The 14,687-nt window shown below is 48.2% G+C and carries 14 protein-coding genes; 12 read left to right on the top strand and 2 right to left on the bottom strand.

Annotated elements, in window-relative coordinates; all coding sequences use genetic code 11:
• Nucleotides 1-31 precede the first annotated feature (31 nt).
• The 9 genes from GGC63_RS00530 (at nucleotide 32) to GGC63_RS00490 (ending at nucleotide 9,531) form a co-directional block, all read left to right on the top strand.
• The gene (locus GGC63_RS00530) at nucleotides 32-295 is read left to right on the top strand and encodes an IreB family regulatory phosphoprotein (RefSeq protein ID WP_028549809.1); all 264 of its coding nucleotides are present in this window, start codon (nucleotides 32-34) and stop codon (nucleotides 293-295) included.
• Nucleotides 296-359: 64 nt separating this feature from the next.
• Entirely contained in the window at nucleotides 360-779 is a 420-nt protein-coding gene (ruvX, locus tag GGC63_RS00525; RefSeq protein ID WP_192700676.1) for a Holliday junction resolvase RuvX, read from the top strand.
• A gap of 5 nt (nucleotides 780-784) precedes the next feature.
• Nucleotides 785-1,093, top strand: coding sequence for a DUF1292 domain-containing protein (locus GGC63_RS00520; protein WP_079912946.1), 309 nt, complete (start codon nucleotides 785-787; stop codon nucleotides 1,091-1,093).
• A gap of 22 nt (nucleotides 1,094-1,115) precedes the next feature.
• Nucleotides 1,116-1,418, top strand: coding sequence for a DUF1292 domain-containing protein (locus tag GGC63_RS00515; RefSeq protein WP_225947845.1), 303 nt, complete (start codon nucleotides 1,116-1,118; stop codon nucleotides 1,416-1,418).
• Nucleotides 1,419-1,526: 108 nt separating this feature from the next.
• Nucleotides 1,527-2,594: an endolytic transglycosylase MltG gene (gene mltG / locus GGC63_RS00510; protein ID WP_318780956.1), complete on the top strand. Its 1,068-nt coding sequence runs from the start codon at nucleotides 1,527-1,529 to the stop codon at nucleotides 2,592-2,594.
• 12 nt (nucleotides 2,595-2,606) lie between these two features.
• Nucleotides 2,607-3,539: a peptidase U32 family protein gene (locus tag GGC63_RS00505; protein ID WP_192701368.1), complete on the top strand. Its 933-nt coding sequence runs from the start codon at nucleotides 2,607-2,609 to the stop codon at nucleotides 3,537-3,539.
• Nucleotides 3,540-3,582: 43 nt separating this feature from the next.
• The gene (locus GGC63_RS00500) at nucleotides 3,583-4,863 is read left to right on the top strand and encodes a peptidase U32 family protein (protein WP_192700675.1); all 1,281 of its coding nucleotides are present in this window, start codon (nucleotides 3,583-3,585) and stop codon (nucleotides 4,861-4,863) included.
• A 460-nt stretch (nucleotides 4,864-5,323) separates the two neighbouring features.
• Nucleotides 5,324-7,321, top strand: coding sequence for a methyl-accepting chemotaxis protein (locus GGC63_RS00495; RefSeq protein WP_192701367.1), 1,998 nt, complete (start codon nucleotides 5,324-5,326; stop codon nucleotides 7,319-7,321).
• A 404-nt stretch (nucleotides 7,322-7,725) separates the two neighbouring features.
• The gene (locus tag GGC63_RS00490; RefSeq protein WP_192700674.1) at nucleotides 7,726-9,531 is read left to right on the top strand and encodes a peptidoglycan D,D-transpeptidase FtsI family protein; all 1,806 of its coding nucleotides are present in this window, start codon (nucleotides 7,726-7,728) and stop codon (nucleotides 9,529-9,531) included.
• Here GGC63_RS00490 and GGC63_RS00485 read toward each other — a convergent pair.
• Both GGC63_RS00485 and GGC63_RS00480 read right to left on the bottom strand, forming a co-directional pair.
• A complete protein-coding gene (locus tag GGC63_RS00485) occupies nucleotides 9,528-10,817 on the bottom strand; it encodes an ATP-binding protein (protein ID WP_192700673.1) in 1,290 nt (429 codons plus the stop codon). The genes GGC63_RS00490 and GGC63_RS00485 overlap by 4 nt on opposite strands.
• A gap of 99 nt (nucleotides 10,818-10,916) precedes the next feature.
• Nucleotides 10,917-11,975, bottom strand: a complete 1,059-nt coding sequence (locus tag GGC63_RS00480) for a metallophosphoesterase family protein (protein ID WP_192700672.1) — start codon at nucleotides 11,973-11,975, stop codon at nucleotides 10,917-10,919.
• A 333-nt stretch (nucleotides 11,976-12,308) separates the two neighbouring features.
• Here GGC63_RS00480 and GGC63_RS00475 point away from each other — a divergent pair, with 333 nt between their 5' ends.
• The 3 genes from GGC63_RS00475 (at nucleotide 12,309) to GGC63_RS00465 (ending at nucleotide 14,685) form a co-directional block, all read left to right on the top strand.
• A complete protein-coding gene (locus GGC63_RS00475) occupies nucleotides 12,309-12,695 on the top strand; it encodes a DoxX family protein (RefSeq protein WP_079912953.1) in 387 nt (128 codons plus the stop codon).
• 230 nt (nucleotides 12,696-12,925) lie between these two features.
• On the top strand, nucleotides 12,926-14,146 hold the full coding sequence (locus tag GGC63_RS00470) for a DUF2157 domain-containing protein (protein WP_192700671.1): 1,221 nt from the start codon (nucleotides 12,926-12,928) through the stop codon (nucleotides 14,144-14,146).
• Nucleotides 14,143-14,685, top strand: a complete 543-nt coding sequence (locus GGC63_RS00465; RefSeq protein ID WP_192700670.1) for a GDYXXLXY domain-containing protein — start codon at nucleotides 14,143-14,145, stop codon at nucleotides 14,683-14,685. The genes GGC63_RS00470 and GGC63_RS00465 overlap by 4 nt, the downstream gene beginning before the upstream one ends.
• The last annotated feature ends 2 nt before the right edge of the window (nucleotides 14,686-14,687 follow it).

Here is a 14,687-nt window from a genome sequence, read left to right as displayed (position 1 = left end):
TTTACATTTATGTTTCTAAGGGGGTGTTGGGATGAGTTCGATGGATAAAACGATGAAATTTAACGTAAAAGCGGAAGAAATCGAAACATCGCCCAAGGAAGTCATGTTGGCGGTATATGACGCGTTACAGGAGAAGGGCTATAATCCGATCAATCAAATTGTGGGGTACCTTTTATCCGGCGACCCGGCTTATATTCCCCGTCATAACAATGCAAGAAGCATAATTCGCAAACGGGAGCGCGATGAACTGATCGAGGAATTGGTCCGTTCCTATTTGCAGCAGCATAAATCGTAATGAGTAAGCAAGGCCTCGGGTGCAGAGACTAAGTCCGGGGCCTGCCTTTGGGAGTTTACAAGTCATGCAGCGTTTAATGGGTTTGGATTATGGAGACAAAACGATCGGCATTGCTTTAAGCGATGAGCTCGGCTGGACCGCGCAGGGCCTCGAAGTTATTCGTCGTACGACCGTGGAACGGGATTTCGCAAGAATCCGTGAAATCATTGACCAATACAGTGTCAGTGAATTGGTTGTCGGCTTGCCGAAGAACATGAATAATACGATTGGGCCGCGCGGTGAAATCTGTATCGAATTTGCCCAGTCATTGCAGCAAGCTTTGCAAATGCCCGTCCATTTATGGGATGAGCGCCTAACTACCGCGTCCGCGCAGCGAACGCTGCTAGAGGCTGATGTAAGCCGCAAAAAAAGGAAACAGGTCATTGATAAAATGGCAGCTGCGCTTATTTTGCAAGGATATATGGATTCCAAATCGAAGAGGTGAATGGTATGTCTAAAGAGGAACAACTGCAGGAAGAAGAATTGGATATCATTGTTATTCCGGATGACGATGGCAATGAAGAGGAATTTGAAGTGGTTGCAAGATTCGAGGTAGACGGTTCGGACAAAAAATATTTGATGGTTGTTCCGATGGACGCCGACGAAGAGTCGGATGAAGTGTATGCCTTCCGCTACGAGGAGGATGGAGACGACTTGCAGCTGTACACCATCGATGATGAAGAAGAATGGAACATCGTGGAAGAAACGTTCAACACGCTGATGGATGAAGCGGCGGAGGACGAGGAAGAATCCCGTTAAGTCAAGGCAGGAGGATTATCCTTTGTACGAATTGAAAGATATGAAACCAACGAATCAGTTGCGCAGCGCATACGGAGATGATATTATTTTGTATGACGACCGCGAACAATCCGTTGCTTACAAGCTTCTGGCCGAATTTCAGCTGGGCGACCAAAGCTACGCGGTGCTTCAGTCTGAGAAAGGCAAGAACGAAGAGCCTGAGATCTTCAAGGTTACCTCGACTGAAGGTGAGCTTGAACTCGAGACTATAGATGACGATGACGAGTGGGAAATGGTGTCCGAGCTTTATGACGAGATGACCTTCCCGCAAGACGATATGGAGTAAACGACAATTTGCTTTCAAACGGAGGCGAGCGGAGACAATCCGCTCTTTTTCGTTGTTTGGATGGCAATAGATAGATATAGCTTTCGGTGAAAGGAGCCCAAGGAAAACGTGACTGCAGGACCTAGAATGGCGTTAGGCAAGAAGATCGCCATAATCATCATAATCGTTTTTCTGGCGGGTGCAGCCGGTATCGGTTGGTATGCAAGACAAATGCTCCGGCCGATGCCTTCATCTGATCAGCCTGTGCGTGTAGTGATCCCTTCGGGGACAGGTTCTTCAGCCATTGCGCAGAAGCTGGAGCAGTCAGGACTTATTCCTAATGCGACTATGTTCACCTTGTATTTGAAATACAAAGGGCAAGGGGATAAGCTGCAGGCCGGCGAATATGAGTTAACTCCAGGAATGTCGCTGGACGCTATTATAGACGTACTGAACAAAGGATTGACCATCAAGGAGCAGGGAGTCAAATTGACGGTTCCTGAAGGCTTCACAGTCAAGCAAATTGCGGAGAAGGTGAATCAGCAGTTCGGGACAGAGGCCGGTTTGTTTGTAAAAGCAGCGCAGGAGGGGAATCATTATACCGCGCATTCGTTTTCCTATATACCTGACAATCCGCAGCTGAACAACAGGCTGGAGGGGTATTTATTTCCGGAAACGTACGAATGGAAGAAAGATATCCCCATCGAGGATATGCTGGACCAAATGATGCTCGAGCTGGACAAGAAGCTTGCTTCGCTTCCCGATGGTTGGCAGGAGAGCATCCGTTCACGCGGACAAACGGTCCATCAAATGATGACCGTTGCTTCCCTTATCGAAAGGGAAGTCGTTCTGGACGAGGAGCGTCCGCTGGTGGCCAGCGTCATTTACAATCGATTGAGCAAATCTATGCCGCTGCAAATTGATGCGACGGTTCAGTATTTGCTGGATAAGCCTAAAGAACGATTATTTGAGAAAGATTTGCAGATAGAAAGCCCTTATAATACGTATTTGCATCCCGGATTGCCTCCGGGTCCGATAGCTAGCCCTAGTCTAGCCTCTATCAAAGCCGCAATCCAGCCCGCTGACACCAAATATTTGTTTTATGTCACCAAAAAAGACGGAAGCAAGGGGCATTTATTCGCAGAAACCTATGAGCAGCACCAGCAAAATATTGCGGCAAGCAAAAAGAACCAATAAGGAGAGAGTGGTATAATGAGAAAACCGGAGCTGTATATATCAGCCGGCTCGGCGGAAGAGGTAAGAGCCTATATCGAAGCGGGTGCTGACGCTGTTGCTGTAGGCGAGCACCGATTCGGGATGCGATTGCCGGGGGAGATTAAGCTAGACGAGCTAAGCGAGCTGATCCCGTGGGTTCATGAGCAGGGAGCCAAAATTTATGTGGTAGCCAACAAAATTATGGAGAATGATCTGCTTGCAGAGCTGGCCGATTATTTACGCCGTGTCAAAGAATTGAAGGCGGACGCCGTCGTATTCGGGGATCCCGCTGTGCTGATTGCTATGCGCCAAGGCGCACAAGGATTGCCGCTCCATTGGAATGCGGAGATGACCTCGACCAACTATGAAACGGCGAATTATTGGAGAGCCAAAGGGGCTACAAGGGTCGTTCTGGCGCGCGAGCTGAACTTGGAAGAGACGCTTGAGATCAAGAGACAGCTTCCCAACATGGAAGTTGAAGTACAGGTCCACGGTATTACGAATATATACCATTCCAAACGGAATCTTCTGACGAATTATCAGGAGCATCAAGGGCACGAGCAACGCCGGAGTACAGGCAAGGAGGATGGGCTTTTCCTTATCGAGCAGGAACGTAAGGATGAGCGCTACCCGGTCTATGAAGATGCCAACGGAACCCATATTATGAGCTCGGACGATATTTGTATGCTGGAGGATTTGCATGAGCTGATGGGCGGGCAAATTGACAGCTTCCGAATCGATCCACTGTTGAAGCCGCTTGAATATAATTTGACTGTGATTCAAAGCTACCGTAAAGCGATCGATGCGTACTTTGCCGATCCGGAGCAGTATGCGTTTCAGGAAGAGTGGATGGACGCGATCCGTGAGCTGCAAGACCCGCGGCGCGAGCTGTCTTTCGGATTCTTTTATAAAGAACAAGTCTATTAATGCATCGGAATACAAGCATATTATTGAATAAGGGGTTGAAACCATGACTTTGGTACAGCAAGATCTACTTGGCAAACGTGTACGCCTCGAAAAGCCTGAGCTGCTTGCTCCCGCAGGAAGCTTGGAAAAGCTGAAATTTGCGGTTCACTACGGGGCGGATGCGGTTTATATCGGCGGTCAACAGTACGGACTTCGCTCGAACGCGGACAACTTCACCTTTGAGGAAATGCGCGAAGGCGTGGAGTTCGCTGCTCGATACGGAGCCAAAGTGTTCGTTGCAACGAATATTTATGCCCATAATGAAGATATTGCCGGGATTGAGGACTATTTGCGCGGCATTCAGGATGCGGGCGTAGCTGCCATTATCGTCGCCGATCCGGTGATTATTGAGGCGTGCAAACGTGTCGCTCCTAAGCTGGAGATTCATTTGAGCACTCAGCAATCGACGATGAACTGGCAGGCCGTCCAGTTTTGGAAGGAAGAAGGCGTGGACCGGGTCGTCTTGGCTCGCGAAGCGAACATGCAGGAAATTGTAGATATCAAGAAGCATGTTGATGTTGAAATCGAAGTATTCGTCCATGGCGCTATGTGCAGCTCTTATTCGGGACGCTGCGTCTTGTCGAACCATTTTACCGATCGGGATTCCAATCGAGGCGGCTGCTGCCAGTCCTGTCGTTGGAAATACGATTTGTTCACCACCGAAGAGGATCGGCTCGAAGGCATCAAGGAGCTTCCGCTGTTCAGCGAGACGGATAATGCATTCTCTATGAGCTCGAAGGATTTGTGCATGATTGAACATATTCCCGATCTTGTCCGTTCGGGTGTAGACAGCTTCAAAATCGAAGGCCGTATGAAAAGCGTTCACTATGTAGCAACGGTTGTGAATGCCTATCGTCAAGCTATCGACGCCTACTTCGAAGACCCGGTGAACTATACCTTAAAGCCAGAATGGCAGTATGAGATCCAAAAGGCGGCGAACCGTCCGCTGAATACAGGCTTCTTCTATGATGAGCCGGGACATGAAGACCATATCTTTGAACCGGAAGATAAGGCTGCTCCTTACGACTTTGTGGGTGTAGTGATGGAGTATGATGAAGCGGCGGGTATAGCGACGATCCAACAGCGGAATCACTTCAAGCCAGGACAAGAGGTTGAGTTCTTCGGGCCTAAAGGCACCTTCTTCAAGCAAACCGTACCGGCTATTTACGATGAAGAGGGAGTCGAGCTCGATGCTGCCCGCCACCCGCTGCAAAGAATTAAGCTGAAGGTGGACCAACCGGTCAAGCCTTTCGACATGATGCGTAAAAAAATGGGGAAAGCGTAATTGCGATCCCAAGATGAACTATCGGAAGCCCCTGGAAATCAGGGGCTTTTTTCTTATGTTTTAGGAAGTAAGGCCCATGGACAAAGTTGTAAAAAAAGAATATTATGCTACGTGTTACCATGGAAATGTTTGTGGGTTGACGAAAGCGATCCTAGTAAGTCGACAGAACTATTTTTTTGCAATGAAAGCGATTTTTTGAGAGGAAATAGGCGGACCGTGTCGAATAACATGGTAAGCTTAAACTGCATCCCAACTACGCAGAATAACCTATTTCAGAAGCAGGGTGGTGGGTCCTTTGAAGGGGATACTGTCTTTATTGAAACAATGGACAGAGAAAATCGGTAACGGGTTCAAGGCAAGAAAAGTACAAGGAAAAGGATCAAGCGGCCAATCGCTGAAAGAAGCTGCGCCCGGATCGCTGGCGGGTTTGCGATTGGAAAACCCATTGAAGTCTGTCGGGATGAAGCTGTTCCTGATTTTCCTGGTCAGTATTTTGTTTTTCGTGCTGACGGTAGGGTTTACTTCGTTTAACATTTCCAGCGGCGTGCTTCAAAGTAAAGTGGTTGACGCATCCGAGCAGACTATCATCCAAGCAGGTCAAAAGCTCGATTTATTGTATGGAGTCTATGAAGATCTATCCATGCAAATCTTATTGGATGATGAGATGAAGAGGCTGCTGACTGAAGTAGATGGTGTGAACCGAAGCAGTTATGATTTCTTGCAGTTAAGACAAAAAATCGGCGATAAGCTGAACGTGTATACATACTCCAACAAGACGATTAAAGCAATCCATTTGATTCGTGCGAACGGAGAGCCGCTCAGTGGCTCCGGAAGCACTATGAGCAAGGAAACCGTAGCGCAGGAAGATTGGTACAAAAAGATTGTGGAGAACAACGGAAAGGCGACTTGGCTGGAAGCCAAAGTCAAAGGCTATTCCGAGGCGACGAACGGCTCGACCTTCGCGTTAGGACGTTTGCTGAAAAACACGGCGACGAACACGCCGCAGGCGATTCTGTTAATGGAAGTTAGCGTTGACGCCATCGATAAAGAGCTTGGGGATATCAAAATGGGTGACGAGGGGCAAACTCTGATTCTAACCCCGGACATGAATGTCATCTTCTCCAACGACCGCAGCATGATCGGTGAGAAATCCGCTTTGGATGTAGCGAAAGAGTCACTTGCAGAAGAGTCTCATAATACGATGACAGCCAAGAAGGACAAGCAAATCGTTTATTATAAATCACCAAAAACGGGCTGGTATCTGATGGGTGCTATGCCGGTAGCCGAGCTGGTGAAGGATGCCAAAGTCATCTTCAATATCACTTGGGTAATGGCTATCGTAGCGGCTCTGATTGCCGTCGTTATCGGAATTTTCGTAGCAAGAATGATCGGCCGTCCGGTTGTCACTCTGCGCAACCTGATGAAAGAAGGGGAGCAAGGGAACCTGACCGTTCGGATGAAGGTCAGCAGTCAGGATGAAATCGGCCAGTTGGGTCAAAGCTTCAACCAGATGATGGAGAAAATCACCCAGCTGGTACAGCAAACGAACCATTCTGCACAAGAGGTTTTGGCTACAGCTGCAGAGCTGTCCGACGCCTCCAAGAAAACGGCTGTATCAGCCAAAGAAATCGCTGTCGCAACGGAAGAGATTGCCGGTGGTGCCTCCAGCTTGGCCGTTGAATCGGAGCGCGGCAACGAATTGACGCATAATATCAGTATCCAGATGAAATCGGTTATCGATGCCAATCTGGTTATGGGTAAGGCAGCTTCCAGCGTTCAGCAATCCAGTGAGCAAGGGATTCAGTATATGTCGGATTTGATTGGCAAAACCAATGAGACCGAGACGATGACGCGTGAAATGGTTGATAAGGTCGACAATCTGAAGGAAAGCACGCGCTCGATCCGCAAAATTCTGGATGTACTGAACAATCTAACGAAACAGACGAACATTTTGTCCTTGAATGCAACCATTGAAGCGGCACGCGCCGGTGCGGCCGGCAAAGGATTCATGGTCGTTGCCGATGAAATCCGCAAGCTCGCCGATCAATCCCGTCAATCGATTGCTATTGTAGGACAAGTGACGGAAACAATTCAAAAAGAAATCGATGAAACGGTTAATGCGCTCTCGAACGCGTATCCGATGTTCCAACAGCAGATCGTTGCTGTAAAAGAAGCGGATTCAATATTTAAAGAAGTTCATTCTCATATGAACGGATTTATTACCCAATTGTCAGAAGTGACGGAATCGATTGATAATTTGAATGCGTCCCAGGTAGTCCTGTCCGATGCGATGTCCAATGTGAGCGCCGTTGCCGAGGAATCCTCCGCGACTTCCCAAGAGGTAGCTTCGCTGAGCTCGGAGCAATTGAACATCAGTACAGGCTTGGTTCGCTTGTCGGATAAACTGGAGCAGCTGTCCAATTCGCTTCAAGAATCCTTGTCCAAATTTGAGGTATAACTTTTCGAATCCAATTGTTCATCTAACTATAAGATTCGCTTCAGTAAGCTTTTTTCAGGGCGTGCTTCTGGCCTTGAAAAAAGCTTTTTTATTTTCTAGTCTCCTATGCTTAAGCGAATGCCTTAGACAAGGACCTGGCCGCACGCTAGCCAGCTTGATGAAAAACCCTGTTTTGCGAGAACTATGGTACATATGGAGGTGGGTGAGGTATGCCCCGGAGGAGTATACCGCTAATTCTAATTACATTTCACGGGTTTCAACTGCGACCGGAGGGGCATACCCCACCAGAGTATTCGGCAGCAGCTCAAGCTCGTCTAACGGCCGGATAATTCATAAGCAGGTGTTTGCATAAGAAGGAAGAAGCTTATACTGCTAATATTCGGTTCCGAAGGGATGACAGACGAATGGAGAATCGCATCGGGGTAAAGAAGCATCGCATGTTTTACATTTTGTTGCTGGTCATTGCTTTATTAGTGATACTGAATGGGCGATTATTTTGGGTACAGGTAGCTGCCAGCCGGAATTTGACAGGACATCATATTGATTTGGTTGAAAATTCCGTGATTCAAAGGGAAAAAGGAATTGTACTGGACAGCGGAAGAGGAGATTTTTTTGACAGAAACGGGATACCTTTAACTGGTAAACAACTGTCTGTGCTGACCGTATTTCCGGTTCAGCATTATTTCCCGGAAAATAAGAAGCGACTGGATGAAGAAGCTCGGATGGCTCGCATATTGAATGTATCCTTAAAGGAATGGACAAGCTTTACCTTATCCTTGAAATCCCCACAAATTTGGTCTGTGAACGAGAAGCCGGTTGAATTAACAAACGAACAAATAGAACAAATCCAAGCGGTCGGTCTGCCCTACGTAACAGTTACGCAATGGAAGCAGAGGTATGACACGAACGTATTAGCCAGTCAGGTCCTCGGCTTCATCGGCCAGAATCCGGAACGGATTACCAAGCAATTCACAGATCAGTTTCATAAAGGAGAGCTTCAGCTCACCAGTAAAATCGGCGGGGCCGGCCTGGAAAAAAGCTTTGAGCCTTGGCTTCAGGGGATCGGACCGACTTCGGTCTCCTTGTTTACCGATGCCAACAAGCATCCCTTACCCGGCCTTGCAACCAGGATGTTCTCCCCCCGGAATGACTATTATCCGGTTAAAGTTATGACGACCTTGGACGCAGGGATTCAGCAAAAGGTGGAGCAGATCCTGTCGAAGCTGCAGGTTCAAGAAGGTGCTGTCGTCGTCTTGGACACCAAGAATTCGGATGTCGTCGCTATGGCGAGCCGGCCTTATTTTCACCCCGATCATATTGATCTGGAGAAAGGGGCATGGAGCAATCGGGCCTTGAAAGCTGTGGCCCCGGGTTCCATATTTAAAACCATAACAGCGGCTGCCGCATTGGAGGAACATGCCGCGAGTGCTGGTGAGACGTTTCATTGCGATGGAGAGCTTGGCCGCTACGGGTTGACATGCTGGAAGAAGGAGGGGCATGGAACGCTGACGATGGAAGAGGCCTATGCTCAATCGTGCAACATCGTCTTCGCCACTTTAGCCGAACGACTTGAAGGAAAGAAGCTCGAAGAGTATGCACATAAATTGGGGCTCGGGGTTCAAGTGGGCTGGAAAGGCAAGGCTATGCAGCTCGAAGACTTCCAAGAATGGGATGCTGAAGAGCAGGGACAGGTGTTCTCCGCCCATACGCCTCAGCAGGATGGCGGAGTCAAAGCACAAACCTCCATTGGACAGCGGGATGTGCTGGTGACTCCGCTTCAGGCGGCGAATATGGTCGTTACTCTCCTGCACGAAGGCAAAGTGAGCATGCCTCGTATTGTGAAGGAACTGCGCTTCCAAAACGACAGGGTGATGGAAGTACTATCTCCGAAACAAGCAGAGGGTCTTCCCAAAGGCATTGCTGCTGGGACGGCCAAGCAGCTGCTTCACTGGATGGAAGAAGTAGTTGAACATGGTACGGGGAAGGCGCTTCATCAAGCTCAATGGACGCTTGCAGGTAAATCAGGCACGGCTCAAGTCAAAGATAGAGAAGGGAAAGACAAGGTCAACCAATGGTTCATTGGGTACGGTCCGGTAGAAAATCCCCGTTATGCGGTCGCCGTTCTTGTCCAAAATGTTCAGCCGGATCAAAAAAACACATCCATTCCATTGTTTGCACAAGTCATGGATGTGTTGGCCAAGCAATCTTAATGGTAGGAGCTGTTATGAAGGGAAGGGATCAGGAGTGAGAAGCAGGTCCCTTTTCCCACTTCACTGGTGACATCGATCTTGCCTTGAATCGTTTGAATGACGCGATAAGTGACCATCATACCGAGGCCGGTGCCTTTGTCCCTGGTAGAGTAAAACGGTGTGCCGAGTCTGCGGATTTCCTCAGGTGTCATTCCGATCCCATGGTCGATGATGTCGATGCAGACAGTCCTGTTTTGCAGCGTCCCGATAATTTTCAGCGTTCCGCCGTGAGGCATCGCCTCGATCCCGTTCTTGCATAAATGCATGATGCATTGTACGAATTTGTCTTTATTCGCGCTGATGGTCAGCTTCTCGTCCAGCTCGGTTTCAATATCGACATGGCACAGCTTGGCGTAAGGGGTAACGGAAATTACGGCTTGTTCGATCAACTGCTTGGCGTCAACCAGCTCAATCGCTTCCAGGTGAGGCTTGGCGAAGGCAAGATAATCATTCACTATCGAATGAGCCTTATCGATTTCCTCGATAACCATGCTTGTATAAAGCTGCCGTTTGTCTTCCGGTAAGTCGGGCTGCTTGACAATTTGCATGAACCCTCGGGCAACGGTCATCGGGTTTCGAATCTCATGCGCGAACGAAGCGGCAAGGTCGCTGAGCACATTCATCTTATCGGTCTGCTGTAATTGACGGCGCATTCTGACATTCATTCTTATTTGCTCAATGATGTAAATAACAAGACCAAGGGTAAGGCCATAGAACAGGCTGTATGAAATGAAGTAAATCCAAAACGTTACGTCCATCCGCTGTCCCGCAAACCAAAAAGCGATACAGGAGTAGAGGGTGGAGAGCATGCCTATCCCTAATCCTAATACGGCTCCGGCAGTTACATTTCGGTACCGTGTTTGGTTGACGATATAAGGCTTGGCACGGGTAACGACAAACATCAAGGTTATGAGCAGCGCCGTACTGCAGATTAACGCAGCGATATCCCCGCCGAGATAGATCCGATGGGCAAGAATAGCCACAAAAACAAGAATCGACGGCACCAACCCGGCGTATATCACGCATATGGTTAACGGAATCATTCGAAAGTCATAAAAAAATCCGGAAGAAAACCGGAACGGATATGTCATGCACAATATAGCAATAATTGTCGATAAAATGGCAATAACCCGCTTGTTGGTTGTCGTCAGATTCGGGTTCTGCCTGTCTCCCCAAAACAGTTGATACAGCAGCACAGGGGTAATAATAATAAGCATGTTCAAAAGAAGCTGATTAATAACGTCCAAATGAGATCACCTTATACAATGGATGTGAGCGAGCTAACACGACTCTACTATACTGTATTCGACAAAAATACGTATTTTCCTACATCCATTTTGCATAAATTAAGTAAACTCTAGAGGAATTGTCCATTGGGCGGATTCGATCCAGCTGCGGTCGCTAAACTCTCTTGCCTTTAAGACGACCTGATGGCCGTAGACCTCTACATATAACCCCTGCGCCGCAGTAGAGGATTGTCCCGGAAGCACGCTCCGGGTTCTTCCGACCGAGGCGTTGTTGAACCAATGGAACGTATTTTGGCGGTTATAATGGTCTTCGTTAATAAAGTTACGGTGCGTATGACCGGATAAAACAAATACATTGCGATAAGGCGCCAGAATTTCCCTGAAGGCCTTGGCGCGAATCAATTGATGTGTTCGGCCATCGCTTCCAATCTCGGGCAGCGGCTGATGAATAAAGACAATCGCCGGCTTCCCGTCCTCATGAGCCTTCATACATTCCCTAAACCAATCCAACTGGGCATCCGAATACCATGCTCCCTCGCCGACATCCGATTTTTCCTGAACGTACAGCTCCTGAGACACCATAATGAGATGGACGCCCTGGATCCACACGTCTGCGTAGGGACGGTCCTTGTAGCCTATAAAATCTTGAAAGCGCTGACGTGACATGGCGTCCGTTTTGCCGTTGGGCATTGTCTCCGTAGAGAAGGCGCCTTCTTCCGTTAGCCAAATGTCATAATAATCGTGGTTGCCCATATTGGCGTAAAGCGGGGGCAGCGTATATTGATTCAATATGCTTCGAAGAAGCTTGTAATCGCTTTCTCTTCCGAAATCCGTTAAATCTCCTCCTAATACGACAGCATCTATTGGCGTTTCCCAATCGCTTATATCCTTTAATGCCATATGCAGCTTATCCGTCATGGAAGACTCGCCGACGGAAATATGGAGATCGCTTAAGAGGAAGAAGGAAAGCTGCTTTTCGGTGGAAGGTTCGGTCTTAGCCGGTACAGGCTCCTCGTTCTGAGGTTTGACGACGGATTCCTCCTCCGAATCGGCTTGGGCTATCCAGCGGCGAATATAAGGAGCGCCAATACCGGCACCGCCCGCAAGAACGGCAAGTGAGAATAACATCTTCTTAATAAAATTGCGTCGTGTTAACACAGCGCACCATCCTATCCGGTGAAGTACGTTGAAAGGTTTGCTTTTATTATAACGGTACCTAAGGGGCTGCCACAATAAAGGAATGCTTTTCTTCGCAATCCGCTTAACATTTTTTATGACAAAAGACTTGGGGATAGGACCATCCTTCCATAGCATTTGAATCCGCTCCAAAGTCATGGCTTCACTAATTGGGTCTGGTTTAGGAATGTTTTAGAAATAGCCTGCATAAAAATAGAATGTAGGTTATTTTAAGTTAGTCACTTGACAAATGTAACTACAATAATTTAATATACTAACATAAAGTAAGTTATTAATTTTTGAGGAGTGAATGTCATGTTAAGTTGGGGGCTTCTTATTATTCGTTTGATTGTCGGAATCAGCTTTATGGGGCATGGTGCGCAAAAGCTGTTCGGATGGTTTGGAGGTTATGGACTAAAGGGCACGGGAGGATGGTTCGATTCGATCGGCATGAAGCCGGGGGTAGCCATGGCGTTCATTGCAGGGCTTTTTGAGCTTGTAGGAGGCTTGTTATTTGCAGCCGGTGTCTGGACTCCTGTCGGGGCCGCACTAATCGTTCTTACTATGTTAGGTGCTATTATTAAGGTTCATGGAAAGAACGGTTTCTGGGTCACCTCTAACGGGATCGAGTATAATCTGGTGCTCATCGCCGTTGCAGTTGGAGTTGCGTTAACCGGTCCCGGATCGTTCGTATTATTCTAATTCAAATGTCGGATATCCTTAGTAAGAGAGCTCCTGGCCGTCACGCCGGGGGCTCTTTTGCCGTATAAGCCCTCCCACAGACAATAAGCTCTATGTGCCGCCTTTTTCTTGTGCAAATGCTTGTTTATGTACGGAAGTCTTGGGGTACTAGAGAAAGATAGTACTATTTTTTCCGTCGTAGCCAGCTATACTTGAATTAACAGGTAAGACAGAGAAAGAGGTGCAGCGGGATGAGCCGTAAATGGTTGGAAAGGGAAGGTCTCCGATGGGTCGACGAAAACATTGTAACCCGTGACCAATATGATCGAATTTTAAGCTTATATCAAGATAAAAAGCACGCTATAGGGGTTTTGCCGATACTCGGCAGCATTTTGCTGGGGCTGGGTGTATTGAGCTTCGTGGCGGCTAACTGGCAGGAGATTCCTCAGCTGGTACGATTGCTGCTCATTATGGCCTTGATGATCGCGAGTTATGCAGGAGGGGAGCTTTTCCGCAGGAAAGGCCATGAAAAGCTCGGTCTCGCTTTGACGGCTTTAGGCTACGTGACGTTTGGTGCAGGAATTGTTCTGACAGGTCAAATGTTTCATTTGGTGGCTTACGATATAAGAGCATTTGTCGTGTGGGGGACTGCAGGCATATTGCTGACCTATTTATATCACAGCCGATTTATTTATTTGCTTAGTCTGGCGGTATTCACGGCCGCACAGCTCTATAGCTCAATGGAATATTATCAGTTCAGCTATATAGGGTTTGCCATCATGGCGGCAGGGCTCGGGTATTATGCCTGGGTACGCAGGAACACGCTGTTGACCTGGTGCTTCAGCTTAAGCTATGTGCTTCATGCGCTTATCTTCGTGCTGAATAAAGACTGGAAGTTCCTGTGGTTCTTTATTCCGGTTATGGCTCTCTATACCCTGGGGGACTGGTACAAAGACCGTGTAACCGGCTACGCCTTGCAATCCGTGCCGCTCGCTGCCGCCTATCTATTCGGTGCCGTAACGGTATTAGGCTGGGATAACCACCCATCGGATTTGGACGCTATCAGAGCGAATCCCTATTATTATTTGGCCTCCCTAGTCGTGCTGTTTGCATTATCCCTGGCAGGGAAGTGGAGAAACAAGCAGATCACGAGTGCTATGGAGTGGGTGCTGCTGGCTCCGTTTCTATATTTACCGTCCGGCATTTCCGTTCTATACTTGCTCGCGTTGTTTTTCTTTTCCATGTATGTGCTGTGGAGAGGGTATACCGAGGAATGGCGCTTCAAGATTAACTTCGGCACTGTATTATTTCTTTGCACTACCATGATCGCTTACGGAAAGCTGACATGGGACTTTATGGACAAATCGCTGTTCTTTATTATCGGCGGCGTGCTGCTTCTAGTTCTAAGCTGGTTCTTAAACCGGCGGAATAAACGTTTTCTCGATGAAGTCAAAGGAGGGAAGCCGTTATGACGGAAGCCATTCGTTCTGGATCCAAGCCTCGCAGATCCTGGCTGCTCGGGCTTCTGGTTCTCCTCCAGCTGTTATTTTTGGGAGGCATTGCCCTTTCCTATTATGCGGTAGGCTGGTTCGGCACCGAAATCAAGCTAAAGACGGTTCCCGTAGATCCGAGGGATTATTTGTACGGAGACTATGTCGTGCTGGGATATGATATCAGCCGGCTTGATTCAAGCTTATGGAAAGTCAGTGACAGAAAGCCCAAGTCCGGCGATCACGTGTTTGTGCTTCTGAAGCCCGGTGCCGGAGAATTCTATGAGGCCCGGGGAGTGTATGCTTCCAAGCCTTCGCCTCAGGCGGGAGAAGTCGTGCTTACCGGTTCCATAGTCAATAGCTGGGAGGATACCATAAGCTTGCAGTACGGGTTGGAAAAATATTATGTTCCCGAAGGAACAGGCAGGGAGCTTGAGAAGCAGGCAGGGAACCTTGTCGCGAAGGTGAAAGTAGCTTCGTGGGGACAAGCGAAAATTGTAACCTTGGAGCCGCGCGAGTAATT

Source organism: Paenibacillus sp. OAS669 (genome assembly GCF_014873645.1).
Classification (GTDB): Bacteria; Bacillota; Bacilli; order Paenibacillales; family NBRC-103111; genus Paenibacillus_S; species Paenibacillus_S vulneris.
This window is presented reverse-complemented; position numbering and strand designations above follow the sequence as displayed.

Bases quoted from the DNA above. Each gene is read 5' to 3' on its own strand.
- GGC63_RS00530 (WP_028549809.1), top strand. From the start codon at position 32: ATGAGTTCGATGGATAAAACGATGAAATTTAACGTAAAAGCGGAAGAA.
- ruvX (WP_192700676.1), top strand. From the start codon at position 360: ATGCAGCGTTTAATGGGTTTGGATTATGGAGACAAAACGATCGGCATT.
- GGC63_RS00520 (WP_079912946.1), top strand. From the start codon at position 785: ATGTCTAAAGAGGAACAACTGCAGGAAGAAGAATTGGATATCATTGTT.
- GGC63_RS00500 (WP_192700675.1), top strand. From the start codon at position 3,583: ATGACTTTGGTACAGCAAGATCTACTTGGCAAACGTGTACGCCTCGAA.
- GGC63_RS00495 (WP_192701367.1), top strand. From the start codon at position 5,324: ATGAAGCTGTTCCTGATTTTCCTGGTCAGTATTTTGTTTTTCGTGCTG.
- GGC63_RS00490 (WP_192700674.1), top strand. From the start codon at position 7,726: ATGGAGAATCGCATCGGGGTAAAGAAGCATCGCATGTTTTACATTTTG.
- GGC63_RS00475 (WP_079912953.1), top strand. From the start codon at position 12,309: ATGTTAAGTTGGGGGCTTCTTATTATTCGTTTGATTGTCGGAATCAGC.
- GGC63_RS00470 (WP_192700671.1), top strand. From the start codon at position 12,926: ATGAGCCGTAAATGGTTGGAAAGGGAAGGTCTCCGATGGGTCGACGAA.
- GGC63_RS00465 (WP_192700670.1), top strand. From the start codon at position 14,143: ATGACGGAAGCCATTCGTTCTGGATCCAAGCCTCGCAGATCCTGGCTG.